Below are 19963 nucleotides of genomic sequence, written 5' to 3' on the forward strand. Positions count from 1 at the left end.
CTTCTGGCGGCCGCGCTCTGGACCGGGTGGCCCCGGCTTCGGGAAACGCCGGTCGGGCGCTACCTCGCCGGGGAATCCCCCAGCTGCTGCGGCAGGCCGTCCGGCAGTTCCTTCAGACCCGCTCGATAGCCGCACCCACGGCCGAAAGCTTGCGCTCCAGCGCCTCATAGCCCCGGTCGAGGTGGTAGACGCGGTTGACGATGGTCTCCCCCTGCGCCGCGAGTCCCGCCAGCACCAGGGACACGCTGGCCCGCAGGTCGGTCGCCATCACCGGCGCGCCGGACAGGCTCGGCACGCCGCGCACGATGGCGGACTGGCCATGATACTTGATCCGCGCGCCCATGCGGGTCAGTTCCGGCACATGCATGAAGCGGTTCTCGAAGATGGTCTCCGTGATCATGGAGGCACCTTCGGCCACGCACATCAGCGCCATGAACTGCGCCTGCATGTCGGTGGCGAAGCCGGGGAAGGGCTCGGTCATCACATCGGCGCCCCGCAGGCCGTTGCTGCGGGTGATGCGTAGCCCCGCCGTCTCCTCCGCCACATCCACCCCGCATTCGCGCAGCGTCCGCACCACGGCGCCGAGATCGACCATCCGCGCGCCTTCCAGCAGCACCGTGCCGCCGGTGATCGCGGCGGCGCAGGCATAGGTGCCGGCCTCGATCCGGTCCGGGATGATCGGGTGCGTGGCGGCGCCCAGGCGCTTCACGCCTTCGATCACCAGGCGGTCGGTGCCGATGCCCTCGATCCGCGCGCCCATGCGCATCAGGCACATGGCAAGGTCGCCGATCTCCGGCTCCCGCGCCGCATTCACCAGCTCCGTCGTGCCCTCGGCCAGGGTGGCGGCCATCAGCAGGTTCTCGGTGGCGCCGACGCTGACCTGGGGGAAGATGATGGTGGCGCCGCGCAGACCCTTTGGCGCCTTCGCATGCATGTAGCCGCCTTCCAGGTCGAAGACGGCGCCCATCTGCTCCAGGCCCTTGATGTGCAGGTCGACCGGCCGGGTGCCGATGGCGCAGCCGCCGGGCAGGGAGACCCGCGCCTCGCCGAAGCGGGCCACCAGCGGCCCCATCACCAGGACGGAGGCGCGCATCTTGCGCACCAGGTCATAGGGCGCTTCCAGATTCTCGGCGGCGCCAGACAGCACCAGGCGGCGCTGCGCCTTGTCGTGCTCCACTTTCATGCCGTGCTGGATCAGCAGCGCGCGCATGGTGGCGATATCCGCCAGGTCCGGCGCGTTTTCCAGAGTCAGCGGCCCGTCGGAGAGAAGGCCGGCGGCCATCAGCGGCAGGGTGGCGTTCTTGGCGCCACCGATCGGGATGTTGCCTGAAAGCGGCTTGCCACCGCGGATGCGGATGCGGTCCATGGTCGAAACTCCCGGCTACAGCTTCGGCAGCGAAACGCCGCGCTGGCCCATGTATTTGCCCTTGCGGTCGGCATAGCTGACCTCGGGCGGGGCGCTGCCCTGCAGGAACAGGAACTGGCAGATGCCCTCATTCGCATAGATGCGGGCGGGCAGGGGGGTCGTGTTGCTGATCTCGATCGTCACCTGGCCTTCCCATTCGGGCTCCAGCGGCGTGACGTTCACGATCAGCCCGCAGCGCGCATAGGTGGACTTGCCGAGGCAGATCACCAGCACGTCGCGCGGGATGCGGAAGTATTCGATGGTGTGGCACAGAACGAAGCTGTTCGGCGGGATGATGCAGGTTTCCCCCCGCCGCGTCACGAAGCCCTGGTCCGAAAACACCTTCGGATCCACCACCGCATTGTCGACGTTCGTGAAGATCTTGAACTCGTCGGCCAACCGGGCGTCGTAGCCATAGCTGGACAGGCCGTAGGAGATCACGCCTTCCCGCCGCTGCGATTCGACGAAGGGCTCGATCATCGCCGCCTCCTGCGCCATGCGGCGGATCCAGGTGTCGGGCATGATGGACATGGTGCGGCGGCCTCAGGCGAGGGAAGGGCAACGGGGGAGGGTCGGGTTACCCGATGCGGGCGCGGGCGTCCAATCCCGCCACCGGTCAGCCTTCCCCTTCCGGCTCCTCGGCGCCGGGCTGATCGGCCCGGGCGCGGGCCTGGGCCTTGCGGCGGCGCAGATTCTCGCGCAGTGCCGCGGCCAGCCGGGCTTCCCGCGCGCGCTGGGCCTCTGACTTCGCCGGTGGCGGCGCGGGGTCCTCGGGGTTGTCCATAGGGGAGACGAACCGCGCCGCGCCCGGCCGGTCAAGCCCCGATCAGTCCTGGCCATCACCCTCGCGCGAGAAGCGGCCGGGATGGCCGTTGCCTCCATATCTTAACGGGACGTCACCTCGGGCGGCCGGTTACCTCCGCAGCCGCTGCGCAAGAGGGGCGGGACATGACCAGCGTCTTCATCAACGAGATCCATTACGACAATGACGGCGCCGATGCCGATGAGCGCATCGAGGTGGTGGGTCCGGCGGGCACCGACCTGACCGGCTGGACCCTGGTCCGCTACAACGGCTCCAACGGCACGGCCTATGCCAGCCCGGCGCCCTTGAACGGGCTTTCCGGCGTGCTGGCGGACCAGGGCGGCGGCTTTGGCACCGCGGTCGTCGCCTACCCCGCCAATGGCCTGCAGAACGGCGCGCCGGATGCCATCGCGCTGGTCGATCCCAACGGCACGGTGGTGCAGTTCCTGAGCTATGAGGGCACGATGACCGCGGCGGATGGCCCGGCTGCCGGCCTGACCAGCACCGATATCGGCGTGGCGCAGCTGGGCACGGAGCCGCTGGGCTCCTCCCTGCAACTCACCGGCACCGGCACGGAATATGCGGATTTTGCCTGGGCTGCGACGCCCGGCTCCAACAGCTTCGGCGGCCTGAATGCGGGCCAGAGCTTTGGCGGCGAATCCTCACCCGGCCTGGTGGTTTCCGCCAGCGAGCTGGCCTTGCAGGAGGGCGGCGCGGCCGGCAGCTTCACCGTGGTGCTGCGCACCCAGCCCGCCGCCGATGTGACGGTGACGCTGACCGCCCCGGGCGCCGATCTGGCGCTGTCCGCCCCCAGCCTGATCTTCACCGCCGCCAATTGGGACCAGCCGCAGCAGGTGCTGGTGACGGCGATCGATGACGGCGTGGCGGAAGGCGCGGAGGCGCTCGCCATCGCCATCACCGCGACCTCCGCCGATGCGGATTATGACGACCTCGACCCGGTCGCCGTCGATGTCGCGGTGACGGACGCGCTGCCGATGACCGCCATCTTCACCATCCAGGGCAGCGGTCTTGTCTCCGAACTCGCCGGCCAACAGGTGCGGACCAGCGGCATCGTCACCGCGGTGGACAGCAACGGCTACTACCTGCAGGACGCCACGGGCGACGGCGATGCCGCCACTTCCGACGCCATCTTCATCTTCACCAGCGGCGCGCCGGGCGTGGCGGTGGGCGATGCGGTGACGGTGCAGGGCACGGTGAGCGAATTTGTCCCTGGCGGCGCCTCCACGGGCAACCTCTCCACCACCCAGATCACCGCCAGCGTGAGCGCCAGCCTGGTCACCTCCTCCGGCAATGCGCTGCCGGATGCGGTGGTGCTCGGGCCGAATGGCCTGCTGCCGCCGACCGAATCGCTGGTCGAGGGCGTGGCCTTCTATGAAAGCCTGGAAGCGATGCGCGTGACGCTGGAGGCGCCGAAAGTCGTCGGCGCCACCAACGGCTTCGGCGAGATCTGGACCATCGTCGGTGAGGCCACGGGCCTCAGCGATCGCGGCACGATGAACATCGAGCCCGGCACCGGCGGCGCTGGCGTGACCAATACGGCGGGCGGCGACTTCAACCCCGAACGCATCCAGATCGACGAGGATACCGGCGTCTTCGCCTCCGGCACGCCGATGGTCGATGTCGGCGCGCAGCTCGGCAATGTCACCGGCGTCATCAGCTACAATTTCGGCAATTTCGAGCTGATCCCAACCGAGGCCTACACAGTGACGGCGCCGAGCACGCTGGAGCGGGAGGTCACCAGCTTCCGGGCCGAGGGCGCCGATCTGCTGATCGCCACCTACAATGTGCTGAACCTCGACCCCAAGGTCGAGGACCAGAACCTCGTTGCCGATCGCAGCGCCAGCAACGTCGATGATGATGTGGGCAACGGCCAGTTCGCGCGCATCGCCCAGGACATCGTGAACAATCTGAAGACGCCGGACATCATCGCATTGCAGGAAGTGCAGGACGGCGATGGCGGCGAGATCAGCGACCTGGTCTCGGCGGCGGCGACCTTGCAGGCGCTGGTGGATGCGATCGTCGCGGCGGGCGGCCCGCGCTACGTCTTCGTCGACAACCCCTTCGTCGAGAATGGCGAGGTGGGGGGCCAGCCGGGCGGCAATATCCGCAACGCCTTCCTCTACAACCCCGATCGCGTCGAGCTGGCCGAGGGCTCGCTGCGCACAGTGGACGACGCGGCCTTCGACGGCGCGCGCGTGCCGCTGATCGCCGACTTCACCTTCCAGGGGGAGAGTGTGACGGTGGTGAACAACCACTTCTCCTCCAAGGGCGGCAGCCAGCCGCTGTTCGGCGCGAACCAGCCGCCGGTCAATGGTTCGGAGGATGAGCGCCAGGCGCAGGCCGAGGCGGTGCGCGGCTTCGTCGATGATCTGCTGGCGGCGGATGCGGATGCGAATGTGGTCGTGCTCGGCGACCACAACGAGTTCGAGTTCGAGGAGCCGATGCAGGCGCTGGCGGGTGACGGCGCGCCGCTGGTGAACCTGACGGAGACGCTGCCGCCGCTGGAACGCTATTCCTACAACTTCGACGGCAACAGCCAGTCGCTGGACCACATCCTGGTCAATGCGGGCCTCGCCGGGGATACGCGCTTCGACGCGGTACATGTGAACAGCGAATTCGCCGAGCAGGCCAGTGACCACGATCCGCTGCTGGCGCTGATCGCGCTCGGCGGCATCACCCGGGCCGGCGGCGCGGGCGCGGATCGCCTGGTCGGCCGGGCCGGTGGCGACGAATTGTCGGGCGGCGGCGGCGTGGACCGCCTGCTTGGCCGTGGCGGTGACGATCTGCTGCTGGGTGGTGCCGGCAATGACATCCTGAATGGCGGCACGGGTGCTGATACGCTCTCCGGCGAGGCCGATGATGACAGCTTGGTGGGCGGCGATGGTGACGACCTGCTGCTGGGCGGGGCGGGCGACGACCGCCTCTTCGGCCAGGCCGGCAACGACACGCTGTATGGCGGCCAGGGTGCGGACGTGATGTGGGGCGGTGCCGGGGCCGATATCTTCCTGTTCGGCGCCTTCACCGACAGCCCGCGTGAGGCGGCGAGCCGTATCCTCGACTTCTCCCTGGCCGAGGGCGACCGGATCAGCCTGGAGGGTTTCACGGAGGATTTCGCCTTCGTCGGCGGCGGCGCCTTCGCCGGCGGCGGTCAGGCCTCGGTGTGCGTGCTGCAAGGCCCGAACGGCACCGGCGTGTTCCTCGATGCTGGCGATGGCGGGGTGGCGGAGATGGTGATCCGCCTGGCCGGCCAGCAGGCGCTACAGGAAAGCGACTTCATCCTGTAGCCCAGGAGCGTGGCGGTGATCTTTGGAGCGCGTGATTCAGGCCTTCGGTGCCTTCGCACCCACGGCCATCACGCGCTAGTCCAGGCGAATCCCCGCCGCCTGCACCACTGCCTGCCAGCGCCGGACCTCGGAGGCGATGAAGGCGCTGTATTCCGGCGCCGTCATCCGTCGCGGCGTGGAGCCGGTCTCGATCAGCCGGGCGGTGATCTCCGGCGTGGCGAGGCCGGCCAGCACCTCGGTATTGATGCGGGTGACGATCGCCTCCGGCGTGCCGGCGGCGGCGGAGAGGCCGAACCAGGTGGAAGCGACCATCTCGGGATGGCCCAGTTCCTTGAAGGTCGGCACCTCCGGCCAGCCCGGCACCCGCGCATCGGCCGTGACGGCCAATAGACGAAAACGTTCGTTGCGCCCGGCCTCGACCAGCGTGGTGATCATGGATTCCAGCGAACCCGCCATCACGTCATTCATCATCGGGCCGCTGCCGCGATAGGGCACATGGGTGGTCTCGATCCCCGCCGAGCGTTGCAGGATCGCCTGCTTGGCGTGGGAGGAGGTGCCATTGCCCGGCGAACCCACCGCCAGCCCCGGCCGGGCTTTCGCCGCCGCGATGAAGTCCGCCAGCGTGCGAATCGGGCTCTGGACATTCACCACCAGCACCGAGGGGATCTCGGCCATCAGCGCGATATGGGCGAAATCCGTGACGGCATTGTAGGGCATCGAGCGATAGATGCTCGGCCCCACGCCGAAGCTCGCGATGTTGGAGACGATGAGCGTGTGCCCATCCGGCGGGCTTTTCGCCACGAAGTCGGAGCCCAGTGTGCCGCCGGCACCTGCCCGGTTCTCCACCACGAAGGGCTGGCCCAGCTTGCTGCCCAGGTGCTGGCCGACCAGGCGCGCGATGAAGTCCGTGGTGCCGCCGGGCGGGAAGGGCACCACCATCCGCACGGGGCGTGAGGGGTAGCCAGGCTGGGCCTCGGCGAGAGAGGGCGCGGCCAGGGCACCGGGCAGCAACGACAGAAGGTGGCGACGGCGCATGGGCAAGGTTCCGGATCGGACAAGGTGGCGGAGTTAGCCCCGGGCGGGCCTGACGGACAAGCGAGTTGTATGCCAGTTTGCCGCCGCGTGGCGGAGCCCGTGCGCCGCCGCGCAACGAAGCCCAAGCGCCGGCGCAAAGGAGCAAGACAGGATGACGGTTGAATATGCCCCGCGCGGGCTGGTGGGCGTGCTGACTCCGCAGGCGAATACGACGGTGGAGCCGGAATTCGCCATTCTCTGGCCGCCTGGGGTGGCGATGCTGAATGCGCGGATGACGAGCAGCAAGCCCACCATCATCGCCCGCCTGCTGGACTATCTCCGCGACCTGCCCGGCGCCGCCGCGCAATTCGCCAATGCCCCGATCGACGCCATCGCCTTCGCCTGCACCGGCGCCAGCTACTATGCCGGGGTGGCGGAGGAGGATGCGCTGGTGGCGCGTATGCAGGACGCGCTGGGCATTCCCGTCATCACCGCGGCGCTCGCGGTGCGGGATGCGTTCCACGCCGTGGGGGCGGAGCGCATCGGGCTGGTCTCGCCCTATCCGGACGACCTGACCGAGGCGGCGGTGGGTTACTGGACCGCGCGCGGCTTTGACGTGACGGAGGTCTCTCGTGGCGCCATGGCGGATGGCAGCTTTCATCCGATCTACGCCATGACGGCGCAGGGCGCCGCCGCCGCTCTGGCCGCGCTGCCGGCGGGCAATGTCCAGGCGGTCGCCATGCTCGGCACGGGCATGCCAACGCTGGGGCCGATATTGGCGAGGCCTTTCGTGGGCGAAGCGCCGGTCACCTCCTGCATGCATGCCCTCGCCTGGCGCAGCGTCTGCGCCGTGACGAAGACCGCACCCTCGGCGGAGAATTTCCGCGCCTGGGTGCAGGGAGAAGGCTGGGGCGACCGCTACCGCGAGCGCATGGGCGGCTGAACCCAGCCGCCCAATGGTTCAGGCGCGGAGGGAGTTCGGCACGCGGCCGCCATTCTCCGCCAGCTTGGTCATCACCTGGCGATGCAGCCACAGGTTCATGGTGGCCGAATCCTCCATGTTGCCGGTGTAGCGCAGCTCCTTCGCCAGATCGCGACGGGCCTCCTGAGAGCTCTCAAGGCCCAGCAGCTTCAGCAGGTCGACGATCGAACGCCGCCAATCCAGCTTCTGCTTGGAGGTGGAGGCCATCTGCATCAGCACGACTTCCACATCCACCTGCGCCACCGGCGCGGCGGTGCCCGTCTGGGCGGGTGCAGTGGCCGGCGTGGCGGCCGCGGCGTCGCGATCGCCAAAGATCTTGGTCAGAATCGATTTGAAGATACTCAAGCTCATAACTCCCGGAGGCCAAGGACGGCCTTTCGGGACGTCAACGCGGCGGTGCGTGTTTGGTTCGTTCTTCTAACGGTTCGGCGCCAGCCAGTCCCGCAGCAGCGAATCGGTCTCCGCCGCCGCCTCATAGGCCACCCAATGCCCGGCGCCCGGCACCACGGCCACGCGCGCATCCGGCCGCGCCTCGTGCAACGCATCGATGCGGAGCTGGAGATTGGGCCAGGCCACCGCGTCGCGCGCGCCCCAGATGGCATTGACGGGCACGCCCACCGCGGCGGCCAGCGCATCCTTCAGATTGCCGCTGGGGGCGAATTGCCGGCTGCGCAGGCGGGCGGCCTGGGAGTTGATCTCCTGGATCTCCAGCGCCAGCGCGTCGATCTTCGTGGCATCGGCGAACATCAGCGCGGCGAGGTTGTGGCGATGCGCCTCCACCTTCTCGGCGCCGGTCTTGTCCCGCACCTTCACCAGATGCGTCGGGCTGCGCGGCGTGCCCAGCGCGCCGGCGCCGCAGATGGTGACGCTGCGCAGCTTCGGGGCCAGCAGCCGCGCGACATGGCCGCTGGTGATGGCGCCGAAGGAAAAGCCGACCAGGTCCATCACGGCGGTGTCGGGCAGGATGCGCCGCAGCCCCTCTACCAGCACGCCGGCGATGGTCGCCGGGTCCTGCGGCTCCGGCGGATCATCGCTTTCGCCCAGGCCGGGAATATCGGGCGCGATCACCATGCGCTCCGCCGCCAGCCACGGGATCTGCTTCACCCAATGCCGCCAGGACCCGCTGCCGCCATGCAGCAGCATCACCGGCGATCCCCCCGTCGCATTCCATATCCGCCAGACCATGCGGCCTTCACCCACCGGGGTTTCGACACGCGTCGCCTGGGCATCCAACTCAGCAAGCATCAGGTACATCCAGTCTCAGTAGCTTCGGGGCAGGCCGAGCACGCGCTCGGCGATGTAGCAAAGAACCAGCTGCGGGCTGACCGGGGCGATGCGCGGGATCAGGCTTTCGCGGAGCAGGCGTTCCAGATGGAATTCCTGCGCATAGCCGTAGCCGCCCAGCGTCATCACCGCCTGCTGGCAGGCATTGAACCCGGCCTCTCCGGCCAGGTACTTCGCCGCATTCGCCTCCGCGCTGCAATCCAGCCCCTGGTCGTAGCGCCAGGCGGCCTGCATCACCATCAGCCGCGCCGCCTCCAACTGCATCCAGCATTGCGCCAGCGGATGCTGGATCGCCTGGTTCTGGCCGATCGGGCGGCCGAAGACCACGCGGTCCTTGGCATAGGCGCTGGCGCGCGCGATGGCGGCATGGCCGATGCCCACCGCCTCCGCGGCGACCAGGATGCGTTCGGGATTCATGCCGTGCAGGATATAGGCGAAGCCCTGGCCTTCCTCGCCGATGCGATCGTCCACCGGCACTTCCAGTCCGTCGATGAACAGCTCGTTCGAATCGACGGCGTGGCGGCCCATCTTCGGGATCTCGCGCACCTGGACCTTGCTGCGGTCGAGCTTCGTGTAGAACAGCGACAGGCCTTCGCTGCGCTTCCTCACCTGGTCCAGCGGCGTGGTGCGGGCCAGCAGCAGCACGCGGTCGGCGACCTGCGCGGTGCTGATCCACACCTTCTGGCCATGCACCACGTAGCTATCGCCGCGCCGTTCCGCGAAGGTCTTCAACTGCGTGGTGTCGAGGCCGGTATTCGGCTCCGTCACCGCGAAGCAGGCCTTCTCCGTCCCGGCGATCAGCGGCGGCAGCATGCGGTCCTGCTGCGCTTCCGTGCCGTGTACCACCACCGGCATTGGTCCAAAGATGTTCATGTGAATGGCGGAGGCGCCGGACATGGCGGCGCCGGATTGCGCCACCGCCTGCATCATGATCGCCGCTTCCGTCACGCCGAGGCCGGCGCCACCGACTCGCTCCGGCATGCAGATGCCCAGCCAACCGTCGCTGGCCATGGCCTGGTGAAATTCAGAGGGGAAGCGATGCGCCCGATCCGCGGCCAGCCAATAGGCATCGTCGAAGCCTGCGCAACGGCGTATCACTGATTCGTGCAGCGCCTGCTGCGCCTCGGTCAAGGCGAAATCCATGGGTGTCTGTCTCCTCCGCCCGCAGCGTGCCAAGCTGCGCGCGAAGCGCAACCCTGTCAGGACCGCCGTGCCCCCATTCGATCCCGCTGATTTTCTGATCCCGCCCGGCCTGATCCACGTCTGCGCCGGGGGACAGACTCCGGTCCCGCATGCGCAAGGCATGGCCGTGTCGCGCTACGCTCTGGACAAGTCCTCCGGCCCCGCCGGCCGTGCCCGCATGGATGCGGAGATTGATCGCCTGCGTGCCCGCCTCGCCGGTTTCTGGTCCGTGGCAACGGCGGAGATCGGGCTGGTGTCCTCGGTCGCCGAGGGCATGTCGATGCTGGTTGAGAGCCTGGATTGGCGGGAGGGGGACAATGTCGTCCTCGACAGCCATGAATACCCCTCCATCGCCTTGCCGCTGGCGATGCGCCGGGGCGTGACGCTGCGCCATGTGCCCATCGCCCATCCCGAAGCCGTGGCGGCGGCGGTGGATGGGCGCACGCGGATGGTGGCGGCCAGCGCCGTATCCTATTTCGACGCCAGCCGGCCGGACCTGCTGCCGTTGCGGGCCGCGGCCGATCGGGTCGGCGCGCTGCTGGTGGTGGACTACACCCAGGCCAGCGGCTGGCTGCCGGTGGAGGCCGGCATCGCGGACTTCGCTTTCTCCGCCTGCTACAAATGGATGCTGGGCGCCACCGGGCTCGCCATCGCCTATTGGAACCGGGCGCGGCAGCCGGGCTGGGCGCCGGCGACGGCGGGCTGGTATTCGGTGGCGGATCAGGGCGCCAACGAATACCGCGCGGCGCCGCCGCTGCGCCCGGATGCCAATCGCTTCACCCGGGGCAATCCCGCGCATCTGCCCGCCTATGCACTGCAGGCGGCGATGGATCTGCATGAGGGCGTTCCGCAGGGCGCGATGCAGGCGCATGTGCAGGCGCTGACCACGGCCCTGCTGACCCGGCTGGCGCGGGCCGGCATCCCCAGCCTGACCCCGGCCGACCCGGCGCGGCACGGCGCCAGCGTGTGCATCGCCCATCCCCGGGCGTCGCGCGTCGTGGCCACCATGGCGGCGCGGAACGTCCTCGCCTGGAACGGCCGTGGCCGCATCCGCATCAGCTTCCACGGCTATAACGACCTTGCCGAGATCGACCCCATCATGGCGGCGCTGACCGCCGCGCTCGCTGAGTGAGGAACTGGACACAAGATGCTGCAAGCACCGCCCGCCGAACCCGGGATGCGCGAGGAGGAGGTTGATACCCCCGCGCTGCTGCTCGACCTCGATGCCTTCGAGCATAATCTGGACACCATGGCGGCGATCCTGGCGCCCAGCGGCGCCAGGCTGCGCGCCCATGCCAAGACCCACAAATCCCCGATCATCGCCCTGCAGCAGATGAAGCGCGGCGCCATCGGCCAATGCGTACAGAAGGTGGCGGAGGCGGAGGCGCTGGCCTGGGGCGGGGTGCCCGACATCCTGGTGAGCAATGAGGTGATCGCGCCGCGCAAGCTGGCCCGTCTCGCCGCCCTGTCAGGCCTGGCGAAGGTCGCCGTCTGCGCCGACCATGAACATGGCATCGCCGCCATCGAGGCCGCCGCCGAGGCCGCCGGGCTGCGCATGACGGTACTGGTCGAGATCGATTGCGGCGGCGGCCGCTGCGGCGTGGCGCCGGGGCCGGAGGCGGTGGCCCTGGCCGAGCGCATCGCCGGCAGCCGCCATCTGATCTTTGGCGGGCTGCAATCCTATCACGGCAGCGCCCAGCACTATCGCAGCCCCGAGGAGCGCCAGCAGGCGATTGGCGCGGCGGCGGATGGCACGCGGCGCACGGTGGAACAGCTGCGCCAGCGCGGTCTGGACTGCGCCATTGTCGGCGGGGCCGGCACCGGCACCTTCCGCAACGAGCTGGCGACGGGGGTCTGGAACGAGATCCAGGCCGGCTCCTACGCCTTCATGGATGCCGATTACGGCCGCAACGACGACCCGCCGCCCTTCCGCCAGTCGCTGTTCGTGCTGGCCCAGGTGATGTCGGCGCCGCGTCCCGGGCTGGCGGTGGTGGATGCCGGGCACAAGGCCGTGGCGATCGACAGCGGTCCGCCGCTGGTGCACGGCTTCCCCGGCGTGACCTATGCCGGTGCCTCGGATGAGCATGGCACGCTGAAGGCGGAGGACCCTGCGGCCCTGCCGCGCCTCGGCCAGTCCGTGCGCCTGGTGCCGGGCCATTGCGACCCGACGGTGGATCGCCACGACTGGTATGTCGGTGTGCGGAACGGCCGGGTGGAATGCCTCTGGCCGGTGGCGGCGCGGGGCGGGATGGCCTGAGGGGGCGCGCCCCGCCGGATCAGCGGCGGGGGCGAGGCGGCGCCAGCGGGGTGGTGCCGCGCGGCGCGATGGCGCTGCGGGTGGCGACCGGGCTGCGCGCGGCGCTGCGGCTGGTCGCCGCGGGGCGCGTGGCGGTGGTGCGGACCGTGGGCGTCGGCGCAGCCGTGCGGCGGGCCGCGGGCGGCGCTGCGGATCGTGCCGGGGCGACGGCGGCGCGGGCGGTGGCGGCCCGGGCCGGTGTGCGCGCGGCGGGGCGTGCCGGGGTCGCACGGGCGGCGGAGGCGCTGCGCGCCGCCGGGCGGGCGGCCTGCCGCGTCGCGGTGCGGGTCGGCGTGGCAGCGCGGGCGGCGGTGCGGGGGCTGCGGCTGGTCGCGGCCTGTGCCTGGCGCATCAGCACCGGGGCGGGCGCCTGGGCCATGGCGGCGCGGGGCGTCACGCCCAGCCGGTCGAAGCCCTGGTCGAGCAGCGCCGTCATGTGCTGGTCGCGCTCCACCCAGGAACTGCCACCGAACACCGCGCCCACCACGCGGTTGCCGTCCCGGTTGGCGCTGGTGACGATGTTGAAGCCGCTGGCGCGGATATAGCCGGTCTTGATGCCGTCCACGCCCTCATAGCTCGTCAGCATGCGGTTGTGGCTGCGCAGGCGCAGGCCCCGGAAGGCGGCCTCGGTCCGGCCGAAATAGTGGTAGCGGTCGGGGAAATCGAGCATCAGCCGGCGGCCGAGCGTCACCATGTCCCGTGCCGTCGTCACCTGGTCCCAGTCCGGCAGGCCGGAGGCGTTGCGGAAGGTGGTGCGGGTCATGCCCAGCTCACGCGCGCGCTGGGTCATCATCTGGGCGAAGCGCTCCTCGCTGCCGCCGAGCAATTCGCCGAAGGCCGTCGCCACGTCATTGGCGGATTTGGTGACCAGGGACAGGATGCCCTGCTCCACCGTCACGCTGCCACCGGCCGGGATGCCAAGCTTGGAGGGCGGGCGGGAGGCCGCCTCCTCCGAGATCGGGACGGCGGAGCCGAGCGAGATGCGGCCGGCCCGCAGCGCTTCGAACACCATATACAAGGTCATCATCTTGGTGAGCGAGGCCGGGTGCCGGGTCTCATCCGCATTGGCGGCGACCAGGATATTGCCGCTGCGGTGATCCACCACCATGGCCGAATAGCGTTCGCTGCCGATCTGCGCCTGCGCGGGCGAGACCACGGCGAACAGACTGGCCGCCAGGGCGACCAGGGGCGCGAGCCGAGTGAACATGGCAGTAAAACCCCCCGGGTAGCACACCCCCCGTGCGCCACCAGAGGTAGCAGGCTAGCCCTGCGTGGTCCCGCCTGTCCACGGGGGCGAATGCAGAACACCGTGTTACTGCAAGCACTTGGACGGCGCAGTGACAATGGAACGATCGGCGATCCGACGGTGTTAAGGTTCCTTAGCGTTTCCAACATGCGCGACAAAATTATGTTGCACTGCAAAATCTCCTTGCACAAGCCGTACTCTGGACGATATGTGGGGCCTGTGTTGCACCGCAGCATAATGGGCTGAAGCGACGTCTCGGTACGCGCCTCCGGCCCGGCTCGGCGGTGAAGCCGGATATGGCGTCGCGCTGGGGTGGGATGGCGAGAGCGAGGATGAGCACTGTGGATAAGGCAGTTCGCCGCGGACGCGGCGGTGTGGCGAAGACCAGCCCGGGAGCCGGGCCGAAGGTTCCCGCCATCCGACCTGGTCGGCGCGACATGGATGGAGCTGACACCATGGCAACCGAACCCAATGCCGTGACCAAGCGCGCGCTCGCGCTGGTCGAGACCGCCACGGACACCGTGGCCGAAACCACCACGCAGAGCGTGGCCGAAACCACGGTCGAGGCAGCCCAGGCTGTCGAGACCGCCACCGTGACCACCAACAAGACGATCGAGGAGGGCGCCAACCAGGCGCGGATGATGATGGAGCAGGGTATGCAGCAGGCGACGAAGACGGCCGAAGGCTTCTACAAGGCGGCCGAGGAGGCCGCGGAGTTCGGTCGTGGCAACATTGAAGCCTTCACCAAGGCGACGCAGGCCCTGACGGCCGGCTTCCAGGATCTGGGCAAGCAGTATTTCGCCATGTCCCAGGCCCTGTCCGAGCACGCCATGGAAAGCGCCAAGGCGCTGTCCGGCGTGAAGAGCCTGAAGGAAGTCGCCGACATCCAGTCCGCCTTCGCCAAGGCGTCCCTGGAGCGGACCATGTCCGAGACGGCGAAGCTGCAGGAAGCCGCCTTCCGCCTTGCCGAGCAGGCCAGCGCGCCGATCAGCGCGCGCATGACGATGGCCGTGGAGAAGTTCTCCCGCCCGCTCGCCGCCTGAGGCCAAGCCAGCCTGGCGGGCCAACCCGCCAGACTGACCTTTTCGAGGCCCGTTCGGGTCGCGCCGTGACCCGTATCTCGGGTGCTGGCGCGATCCGGGCGGGCTTTTCGCCTTTTTGGCGGGGTCGCCCGGCCCGCTCTTCGCGGTGTGGTAACCCAAATCGGGTCTTATGCACGGAGAAATGCGTCAAGCCCTTCCCGTGCGCCCCCGCGCTCCGATATCTTCCGTGATAGAGGCACCCCGACCAAGGCTCCCCATGCGACCCGAGGCGATCCGGGCGGGGGGCGGAGGCCAGCCAGACAACCAAGGCAGGCATGAGCGACACCGACAAACGCCCCGGGCAAGGCAATTCGGGGCAGGGCAGCAACGGCGGAGAGAACCCGACCACCGGCGTGGTGGTCAAGGCACGGCCGCGCACGCGCAAGCCCGCCATGTACAAGGTGCTGATGCTGAACGACGACTACACGCCGATGGAATTCGTCGTGCATGTGCTGGAACGCTTCTTCCAGAAGTCGCGGGAGGAAGCGACCCGCATCATGCTGCACGTCCATCGCCGCGGCGTCGGCGTCTGCGGCGTCTTTACCTATGAGGTCGCTGAAACGAAGGTGACACAGGTCATGGACCTGGCGCGCCAGAACCAGCATCCTCTGCAATGTACCATCGAGAAGGAATGATCGGTGGTGCGCCCTGCCCAGGGAGTGTGGAACTATCGGGCAGGGGCTGGCCCCGGGCAGGGGGAGCAACCACATTGAGGGCAACCCGCGCCGGGGAGCGATTTTGAGTTTCCCGGCCACCCGATAGGGAGCGTCAGACCATGCTGTCCCGCAACCTCGAGCAGACGCTCCACCGCGCCCTCGGCCTCGCCAATGACCGCCGGCACGAATATGCGACGCTCGAACACCTGCTTCTCGCCTTGGCCGATGATGTCGATGCCGCCACCGTGCTCCGCGCCTGCGGGGTCGATGCCGACAAGCTGAAACGCGACCTGGCGGAATTCCTCGACAAGGACCTCGCCGGCCTGGTCTCCGACCGCGCCGGGGACGCCAAGCCCACCGCCGGCTTCCAGCGCGTGGTGCAGCGCGCCGCCATCCATGTGCAATCCTCCGGCCGGGACGAAGTCTCGGGCGCGAATGTGCTGGTGGCGCTGTTCTCCGAACGGGAGAGCCACGCGGTCTATTTCCTGCAATTGCAGGACATGACCCGTCTGGATGCGGTGAACTTCATCAGCCACGGCATCGCCAAGGCCCCCGGCCGCAGCGCCACCCGCCCCGTGCAGGGCAGCGCCCAGACGCCGGAGGAACCCGCCGAGAAGGAGGACAAGCCCGCGCGCGGCAATGCCAATCGCGGCCAGGACGCGCTGTCCAACTACTGCGTGAACCTGAACAAGAAGGCCCAGGCCGGCAAGATCGACCCGCTGATCGGGCGCGATTCGGAAATCGAGCGCACCATCCAGATCCTCTGCCGCCGCACCAAGAACAACCCGCTCTATGTGGGTGATCCGGGCGTCGGCAAGACGGCGATCGCGGAAGGCCTGGCGAAGCGGATCATCGAGGGGGATGTCCCCGAAGTCCTGGCCAAGTCGACCATCTTCGCGCTGGACATGGGCAGCCTGCTGGCTGGCACCCGCTACCGTGGTGATTTCGAGGAGCGGCTGAAGGCCGTGGTGAACGAGCTGGAGCAACAGCCCGGCTCCATCCTGTTCATCGACGAGATCCATACGGTGATCGGCGCCGGCGCCACCTCGGGTGGTGCCATGGATGCCTCGAACCTGCTGAAGCCGGCGCTGGCCCAGGGCACGCTGCGCTGCATCGGCTCGACCACCTATAAGGAATACCGGCAGCACTTCGAGAAGGACCGGGCCCTGGTCCGGCGCTTCCAGAAGATCGACGTGAACGAGCCGAACCTGGAAGACGCGGTGAAGATCCTCCAGGGCCTGAAGACCAACTACGAGAAGCACCACAAGGTCCGCTACACGCCGGAGGCCATCCGCGCCGCCGTGGAGCTGTCCGCCAAGTACATCCATGACCGGAAGCTGCCGGACAAGGCGATCGACGTGATCGACGAGGTCGGCGCCAGCCGCATGCTGCTGCCCGAGCACAAGCGCCGGAAAACCGTCACGCTGAAGGATGTCGAGGAGATCGTGGCGAAGATCGCCCGCATCCCCCCGAAATCCGTCAGCTCCGACGACAAGGAGACGCTGCGGAACCTGGAGCGCGACCTGAAGGCGATGGTCTTCGGCCAGGACAAGGCCATCGACGCCCTGTCCGCCGCCATCAAGCTGTCCCGCGCCGGGCTGCGCGACGCGGAAAAGCCGATCGGCAACTACCTGTTCTCCGGCCCGACCGGCGTCGGCAAGACCGAGGTGGCCAAGCAATTGGCCAAGACCCTCGGCATCGAGCTGATCCGCTTCGACATGTCGGAGTACATGGAACGCCACAGCGTCAGCCGCCTGATCGGCGCCCCGCCGGGCTATGTCGGCTTCGACCAGGGCGGGCTGCTGACCGATGGCATCGACCAGCACCCGCATTGCGTGCTGCTGCTCGATGAGATCGAGAAGGCGCATCAGGATCTCTACAACATCCTGTTGCAGGTGATGGACCACGGGAAGCTGACGGACCACAACGGCAAGACCGTCGACTTCCGCAACGTCATCCTGATCATGACGACCAATGCCGGCGCCTCCGACATGGCTAAGAACAGCATCGGCTTCGGGCGCGACAAGCGCACCGGGGAGGATGAGGACGCCATCAAGCGGCTGTTCACGCCGGAATTCCGCAACCGCCTGGACGCCGTCATCGGCTTCGCCGGGCTGTCGCAGGAGATCGTCGCCCGGGTGGTGGACAAGTTCATCATGCAGCTGGAGGCGCAACTCGCCGACCGCAACGTGACGATCGAACTGTCCTCCGCCGCCCGCGAATGGCTCTCCGAACGCGGCTACGACCCGCTTTATGGCGCGCGGCCGCTCGGCCGGGTGATCCAGGAAGTGGTGAAGAAGCCGCTCGCCGAGGAACTGCTCTTTGGCAAGCTGGCCAAGGGCGGCTCGGTGAAAGTCGGACTGAAGGACGGGCACCTGGCCTTCGAATTCTTCGAAGCCGCGCCCCCCGCTCTGCCCCGCCCGGAAGACAGCGGCGACGGCGAAGCCGAAAAAGAACCCGAAACCGCCGAATAGTTTTGGGACGCTGCCGCGGTCGAAGTTGGGAAGGTGTCTCTCGGAAGGGGGGCACCTTTCTGTTTGTTAGGGGAAGAGTGATGACGACGGATACGCGCATTGAGGATTGGGATGGCTACAGCGCCGGGCTGCGGGATCGCGGCAAGGAACTGGGGACCCTGCATCCGGAACTGATGAAGGGCTTTGGCGCGCTCAACCGCGGCGCTGCCACCACCAAGCACATCGACGCCAAGACCCGCGAATTCATCGCCCTCGCGGTCGCCGTTACCACCCGCTGCCAGGGCTGCATCGACGCCCATGCCCGCAAGGCCAAGGCCGCCGGCGCGACCAAGGAGGAAATCGCCGAGGCCTTGGGCGTCGCCATCGCGCTGAATGCCGGCGCAGCGCTGACTTACTCGCTGCATGTGCTGGATGCGATGGACGGGACCGGGCAGGGGTAGGGCGTGCAGACCCTGATGAGAGGCGGACGCTGAGGTAGAGCTAGAGCGTCGACAGCCCCCGCACGAAATCCACCACCTCCGCCACCACTGGCGCCGTCGTCAGCCCGACCAGGCCCGCCCCCGGCACGAAGCCGGTCATGATGCCGATATGGCCGACCTCCGGATACAGAACCAGCCGCACCGATCGGCCGGCACGTTCCAAGGCGGGCGCCAATTCGCGGGAATGGATGTCGCCCACCACCGTATCGGCCTGCCCGTGCAGCAGCAGCATCGGCGGCGCGCCGGCCAGCATGGCGGGGTCGGGCGCCGCTTCGATCCGCCCACCGGGGGCGGTGGCAAAGATGCTCACCACGGGCTCGTCGGTCGGCTGCCAGGAAATCGGGGCGGCCAGCAGGATGCCGCCGGCCAGGGCGCTGCGCCCCTCCGGCAACCCGGCCGCCGCGAGCCAGCGCGGATCGAGCGCCAGGGCGGCGGCGATGAAGCCGCCCGCCGAATGGCCCATGACGAAGACTGGGCCGCGCGGCATCTCCGGATTGGCACGCAGCCAGGCCACGGCGCGGGCTGAATCCTCGATGAAGTCCGGCCAGCGGGCCTCCGGCCACAGCCGGTAATCCGGCACCGCCACCGCGAAGCCGAAACTGGCCAGCCGCCTGGCGACGAAGGCGTATTGCCCACGCCCGCCCATCTCCCACCCCCCGCCATGGATGAACACCACCAGCGGTGTCTCCGGCGTCGGCATCGGCGGCAGGGTCAGGTCCAGGCGGTGGCGGGGCAGGGGGCCATAGGCCAGCCCCTCCACCAGCATGGTGCCGCGCCGCGGTGTGGCGAGGTTGGCGATGTCATTCGGCGAGCAGGCCGTCAGCGCCAGCCCGCCGAGCGACAGCCCCGCCAGCGCGCGACGGCGGATCAGGCGCCGAGCTCCTCGCCCGCCTGGATCAGCGCGCGGCGTTCCTCCTCCGTCACCCGAGGATAGTGCAGGTCCAACTGCTCCAGCGCCCGGCCGATGGCGGCGACGACGACCAGGCGGGTGAACCACTTGCGGTCCGCCGGCACCACATACCAGGGCGCCTCCTGCGTGGCGGTGGCGCGGATCGCCTGTTCATAGGCGTCCTGATAGGCGTCCCAATGCGCCCGCTCCCGCACATCGCCGGCGTTGAACTTCCAGTTCTTCTCCGGCTCCTCGATGCGCTTCAGGAAGCGCTGGCGTTGTTCTTCCTGGCTGACATTCAGGAAGAACTTCAGCACCACGGTGCCCTGCCGGCCGAGATAGCGCTCATAGGCGGCGATATCCTCCAGCCGCTCCTCCCAGATCTTGTCCGTCCGCAGGCGCGGCGGCAGCTTTTGCGAATCCAGGATGGCCGGGTGGATGCGGGCCACCAGCACTTCCTCGTACCAGGACCGGTTGTGGATGCCGATCTGGCCGCGGCTGGGCAAAGCCGTCGTGTGGCGCCACAGGAAGTCGTGGTCCAGCTCCGTCGCATTCGGTGCCTTGAAGGACACCACATGGCAGCCCTGCGGGTTCACACCGGAGAAGACATGCTTGATCGCGCCATCCTTCCCGGCGGCATCCATCGCCTGGAAGATGCAAAGCACCGACCAGCGGTCCTGCGCATAGAGCATGTCCTGCTGAGTGGAGAGGAATTCCACACCCCGCTTCAGCAGCGCCGGCGCCTCCGACTTCTTGATGTCGAGGCCGGCCAGCTCATCCGGATGGTGGTCCTTCAGCCGGAAATCCTTGCCGTCCTCCACCCGGAAGCGGGACAGGACCGATTCGATGCGCTTTTCCATGCCCGTC

The 19963-nt window shown here is 68.6% G+C and carries 18 protein-coding genes; 8 read left to right on the forward strand and 10 right to left on the reverse strand.

Annotation, left to right across the window (positions count from 1 at the left end; all coding sequences use genetic code 11):
- Positions 1–112 precede the first annotated feature (112 nt).
- The 3 genes from murA to ACVFYP_RS03605 all read right to left on the reverse strand — a co-directional run bounded on the left by murA (position 113) and on the right by ACVFYP_RS03605 (position 2189).
- A complete protein-coding gene (gene murA, locus ACVFYP_RS03595; RefSeq protein ID WP_499198753.1) occupies positions 113–1366 on the reverse strand; it encodes a UDP-N-acetylglucosamine 1-carboxyvinyltransferase in 1254 nt (417 codons plus the stop codon).
- Positions 1367–1381: 15 nt separating this feature from the next.
- On the reverse strand, positions 1382–1936 hold the full coding sequence (dcd, locus tag ACVFYP_RS03600) for a dCTP deaminase (protein ID WP_499198754.1): 555 nt from the start codon (positions 1934–1936) through the stop codon (positions 1382–1384).
- A gap of 85 nt (positions 1937–2021) precedes the next feature.
- Positions 2022–2189, reverse strand: a complete 168-nt coding sequence (locus ACVFYP_RS03605; RefSeq protein WP_499198755.1) for a hypothetical protein — start codon at positions 2187–2189, stop codon at positions 2022–2024.
- 164 nt (positions 2190–2353) lie between these two features.
- On the opposite strand from ACVFYP_RS03605, the gene ACVFYP_RS03610 reads away from it, so the two are divergent.
- On the forward strand, positions 2354–5512 hold the full coding sequence (locus ACVFYP_RS03610; RefSeq protein WP_499198756.1) for a DUF8508 domain-containing protein: 3159 nt from the start codon (positions 2354–2356) through the stop codon (positions 5510–5512).
- Between the two features lie 75 nt (positions 5513–5587).
- Here the strand turns inward: ACVFYP_RS03610 and ACVFYP_RS03615 are convergent, their stop codons facing one another.
- A complete protein-coding gene (locus tag ACVFYP_RS03615; protein ID WP_499198757.1) occupies positions 5588–6547 on the reverse strand; it encodes a Bug family tripartite tricarboxylate transporter substrate binding protein in 960 nt (319 codons plus the stop codon).
- Positions 6548–6698: 151 nt separating this feature from the next.
- Between ACVFYP_RS03615 and ACVFYP_RS03620 the strand changes: the two genes are divergently transcribed.
- Positions 6699–7469, forward strand: coding sequence for a maleate cis-trans isomerase family protein (locus ACVFYP_RS03620; RefSeq protein WP_499198758.1), 771 nt, complete (start codon positions 6699–6701; stop codon positions 7467–7469).
- A gap of 18 nt (positions 7470–7487) precedes the next feature.
- Here ACVFYP_RS03620 and ACVFYP_RS03625 read toward each other — a convergent pair whose 3' ends face one another.
- The 3 genes from ACVFYP_RS03625 to ACVFYP_RS03635 all read right to left on the reverse strand — a co-directional run bounded on the left by ACVFYP_RS03625 (position 7488) and on the right by ACVFYP_RS03635 (position 9935).
- Entirely contained in the window at positions 7488–7853 is a 366-nt protein-coding gene (locus tag ACVFYP_RS03625) for a DUF3597 domain-containing protein (protein ID WP_499198759.1), read from the reverse strand.
- Between the two features lie 72 nt (positions 7854–7925).
- Entirely contained in the window at positions 7926–8753 is an 828-nt protein-coding gene (locus ACVFYP_RS03630; protein ID WP_499198760.1) for an alpha/beta fold hydrolase, read from the reverse strand.
- Positions 8754–8768: 15 nt separating this feature from the next.
- Positions 8769–9935 carry an acyl-CoA dehydrogenase family protein gene (locus ACVFYP_RS03635; protein WP_499198761.1) on the reverse strand — a complete coding sequence of 389 codons (1167 nt, stop codon included), beginning with the start codon at positions 9933–9935 and terminating at the stop codon, positions 8769–8771.
- A gap of 166 nt (positions 9936–10101) precedes the next feature.
- On the opposite strand from ACVFYP_RS03635, the gene ACVFYP_RS03640 reads away from it, so the two are divergent.
- Positions 10102–11106 (forward strand): aminotransferase class V-fold PLP-dependent enzyme, encoded by a 1005-nt coding sequence (locus ACVFYP_RS03640; protein WP_499198762.1) that lies wholly within the window; start codon positions 10102–10104, stop codon positions 11104–11106.
- A gap of 15 nt (positions 11107–11121) precedes the next feature.
- Positions 11122–12231: a DSD1 family PLP-dependent enzyme gene (locus tag ACVFYP_RS03645; RefSeq protein ID WP_499198763.1), complete on the forward strand. Its 1110-nt coding sequence runs from the start codon at positions 11122–11124 to the stop codon at positions 12229–12231.
- 19 nt (positions 12232–12250) lie between these two features.
- On the opposite strand, the gene ACVFYP_RS03650 is transcribed toward ACVFYP_RS03645, so the two are convergent.
- Entirely contained in the window at positions 12251–13477 is a 1227-nt protein-coding gene (locus ACVFYP_RS03650) for a D-alanyl-D-alanine carboxypeptidase family protein (RefSeq protein ID WP_499198764.1), read from the reverse strand.
- A 494-nt stretch (positions 13478–13971) separates the two neighbouring features.
- Here ACVFYP_RS03650 and ACVFYP_RS03655 point away from each other — a divergent pair, with 494 nt between their 5' ends.
- The 4 genes from ACVFYP_RS03655 to ACVFYP_RS03670 all read left to right on the forward strand — a co-directional run bounded on the left by ACVFYP_RS03655 (position 13972) and on the right by ACVFYP_RS03670 (position 18168).
- Positions 13972–14559 (forward strand): phasin family protein, encoded by a 588-nt coding sequence (locus ACVFYP_RS03655; RefSeq protein WP_499198765.1) that lies wholly within the window; start codon positions 13972–13974, stop codon positions 14557–14559.
- Between the two features lie 314 nt (positions 14560–14873).
- Complete coding sequence (clpS, locus tag ACVFYP_RS03660) at positions 14874–15233, forward strand: ATP-dependent Clp protease adapter ClpS (protein ID WP_499198766.1); 360 nt, start codon at positions 14874–14876, stop codon at positions 15231–15233.
- Between the two features lie 140 nt (positions 15234–15373).
- Positions 15374–17728, forward strand: coding sequence for an ATP-dependent Clp protease ATP-binding subunit ClpA (gene clpA / locus ACVFYP_RS03665; RefSeq protein WP_499198767.1), 2355 nt, complete (start codon positions 15374–15376; stop codon positions 17726–17728).
- 98 nt (positions 17729–17826) lie between these two features.
- Complete coding sequence (locus tag ACVFYP_RS03670; protein WP_499199534.1) at positions 17827–18168, forward strand: carboxymuconolactone decarboxylase family protein; 342 nt, start codon at positions 17827–17829, stop codon at positions 18166–18168.
- A gap of 40 nt (positions 18169–18208) precedes the next feature.
- Here ACVFYP_RS03670 and ACVFYP_RS03675 read toward each other — a convergent pair whose 3' ends face one another.
- Entirely contained in the window at positions 18209–18973 is a 765-nt protein-coding gene (locus ACVFYP_RS03675; protein WP_499198768.1) for an alpha/beta hydrolase, read from the reverse strand.
- Between the two features lie 101 nt (positions 18974–19074).
- Positions 19075–19956 (reverse strand): polyphosphate kinase 2 family protein, encoded by an 882-nt coding sequence (locus tag ACVFYP_RS03680; protein ID WP_499198769.1) that lies wholly within the window; start codon positions 19954–19956, stop codon positions 19075–19077.
- Positions 19957–19963 lie beyond the last annotated feature (7 nt).

Source organism: Roseomonas sp. F4 (assembly GCF_053891155.1).

Excerpts from the sequence above, each read along its gene's own strand:
- ACVFYP_RS03650 (WP_499198764.1), bottom strand. The coding sequence starts at position 13,477 with ATGTTCACTCGGCTCGCGCCCCTGGTCGCCCTGGCGGCCAGTCTGTTC.
- ACVFYP_RS03630 (WP_499198760.1), bottom strand. The coding sequence starts at position 8,753 with ATGCTTGCTGAGTTGGATGCCCAGGCGACGCGTGTCGAAACCCCGGTG.
- ACVFYP_RS03605 (WP_499198755.1), bottom strand. The coding sequence starts at position 2,189 with ATGGACAACCCCGAGGACCCCGCGCCGCCACCGGCGAAGTCAGAGGCC.
- ACVFYP_RS03620 (WP_499198758.1), top strand. The coding sequence starts at position 6,699 with ATGACGGTTGAATATGCCCCGCGCGGGCTGGTGGGCGTGCTGACTCCG.
- clpA (WP_499198767.1), top strand. The coding sequence starts at position 15,374 with ATGCTGTCCCGCAACCTCGAGCAGACGCTCCACCGCGCCCTCGGCCTC.
- murA (WP_499198753.1), bottom strand. The coding sequence starts at position 1,366 with ATGGACCGCATCCGCATCCGCGGTGGCAAGCCGCTTTCAGGCAACATC.
- ACVFYP_RS03645 (WP_499198763.1), top strand. The coding sequence starts at position 11,122 with ATGCTGCAAGCACCGCCCGCCGAACCCGGGATGCGCGAGGAGGAGGTT.
- ACVFYP_RS03655 (WP_499198765.1), top strand. The coding sequence starts at position 13,972 with ATGGCAACCGAACCCAATGCCGTGACCAAGCGCGCGCTCGCGCTGGTC.
- ACVFYP_RS03635 (WP_499198761.1), bottom strand. The coding sequence starts at position 9,935 with ATGGATTTCGCCTTGACCGAGGCGCAGCAGGCGCTGCACGAATCAGTG.
- dcd (WP_499198754.1), bottom strand. The coding sequence starts at position 1,936 with ATGTCCATCATGCCCGACACCTGGATCCGCCGCATGGCGCAGGAGGCG.
- ACVFYP_RS03615 (WP_499198757.1), bottom strand. The coding sequence starts at position 6,547 with ATGCGCCGTCGCCACCTTCTGTCGTTGCTGCCCGGTGCCCTGGCCGCG.
- ACVFYP_RS03675 (WP_499198768.1), bottom strand. The coding sequence starts at position 18,973 with ATGCTGGTGGAGGGGCTGGCCTATGGCCCCCTGCCCCGCCACCGCCTG.
- ACVFYP_RS03680 (WP_499198769.1), bottom strand. The coding sequence starts at position 19,956 with ATGGAAAAGCGCATCGAATCGGTCCTGTCCCGCTTCCGGGTGGAGGAC.
- clpS (WP_499198766.1), top strand. The coding sequence starts at position 14,874 with ATGAGCGACACCGACAAACGCCCCGGGCAAGGCAATTCGGGGCAGGGC.
- ACVFYP_RS03610 (WP_499198756.1), top strand. The coding sequence starts at position 2,354 with ATGACCAGCGTCTTCATCAACGAGATCCATTACGACAATGACGGCGCC.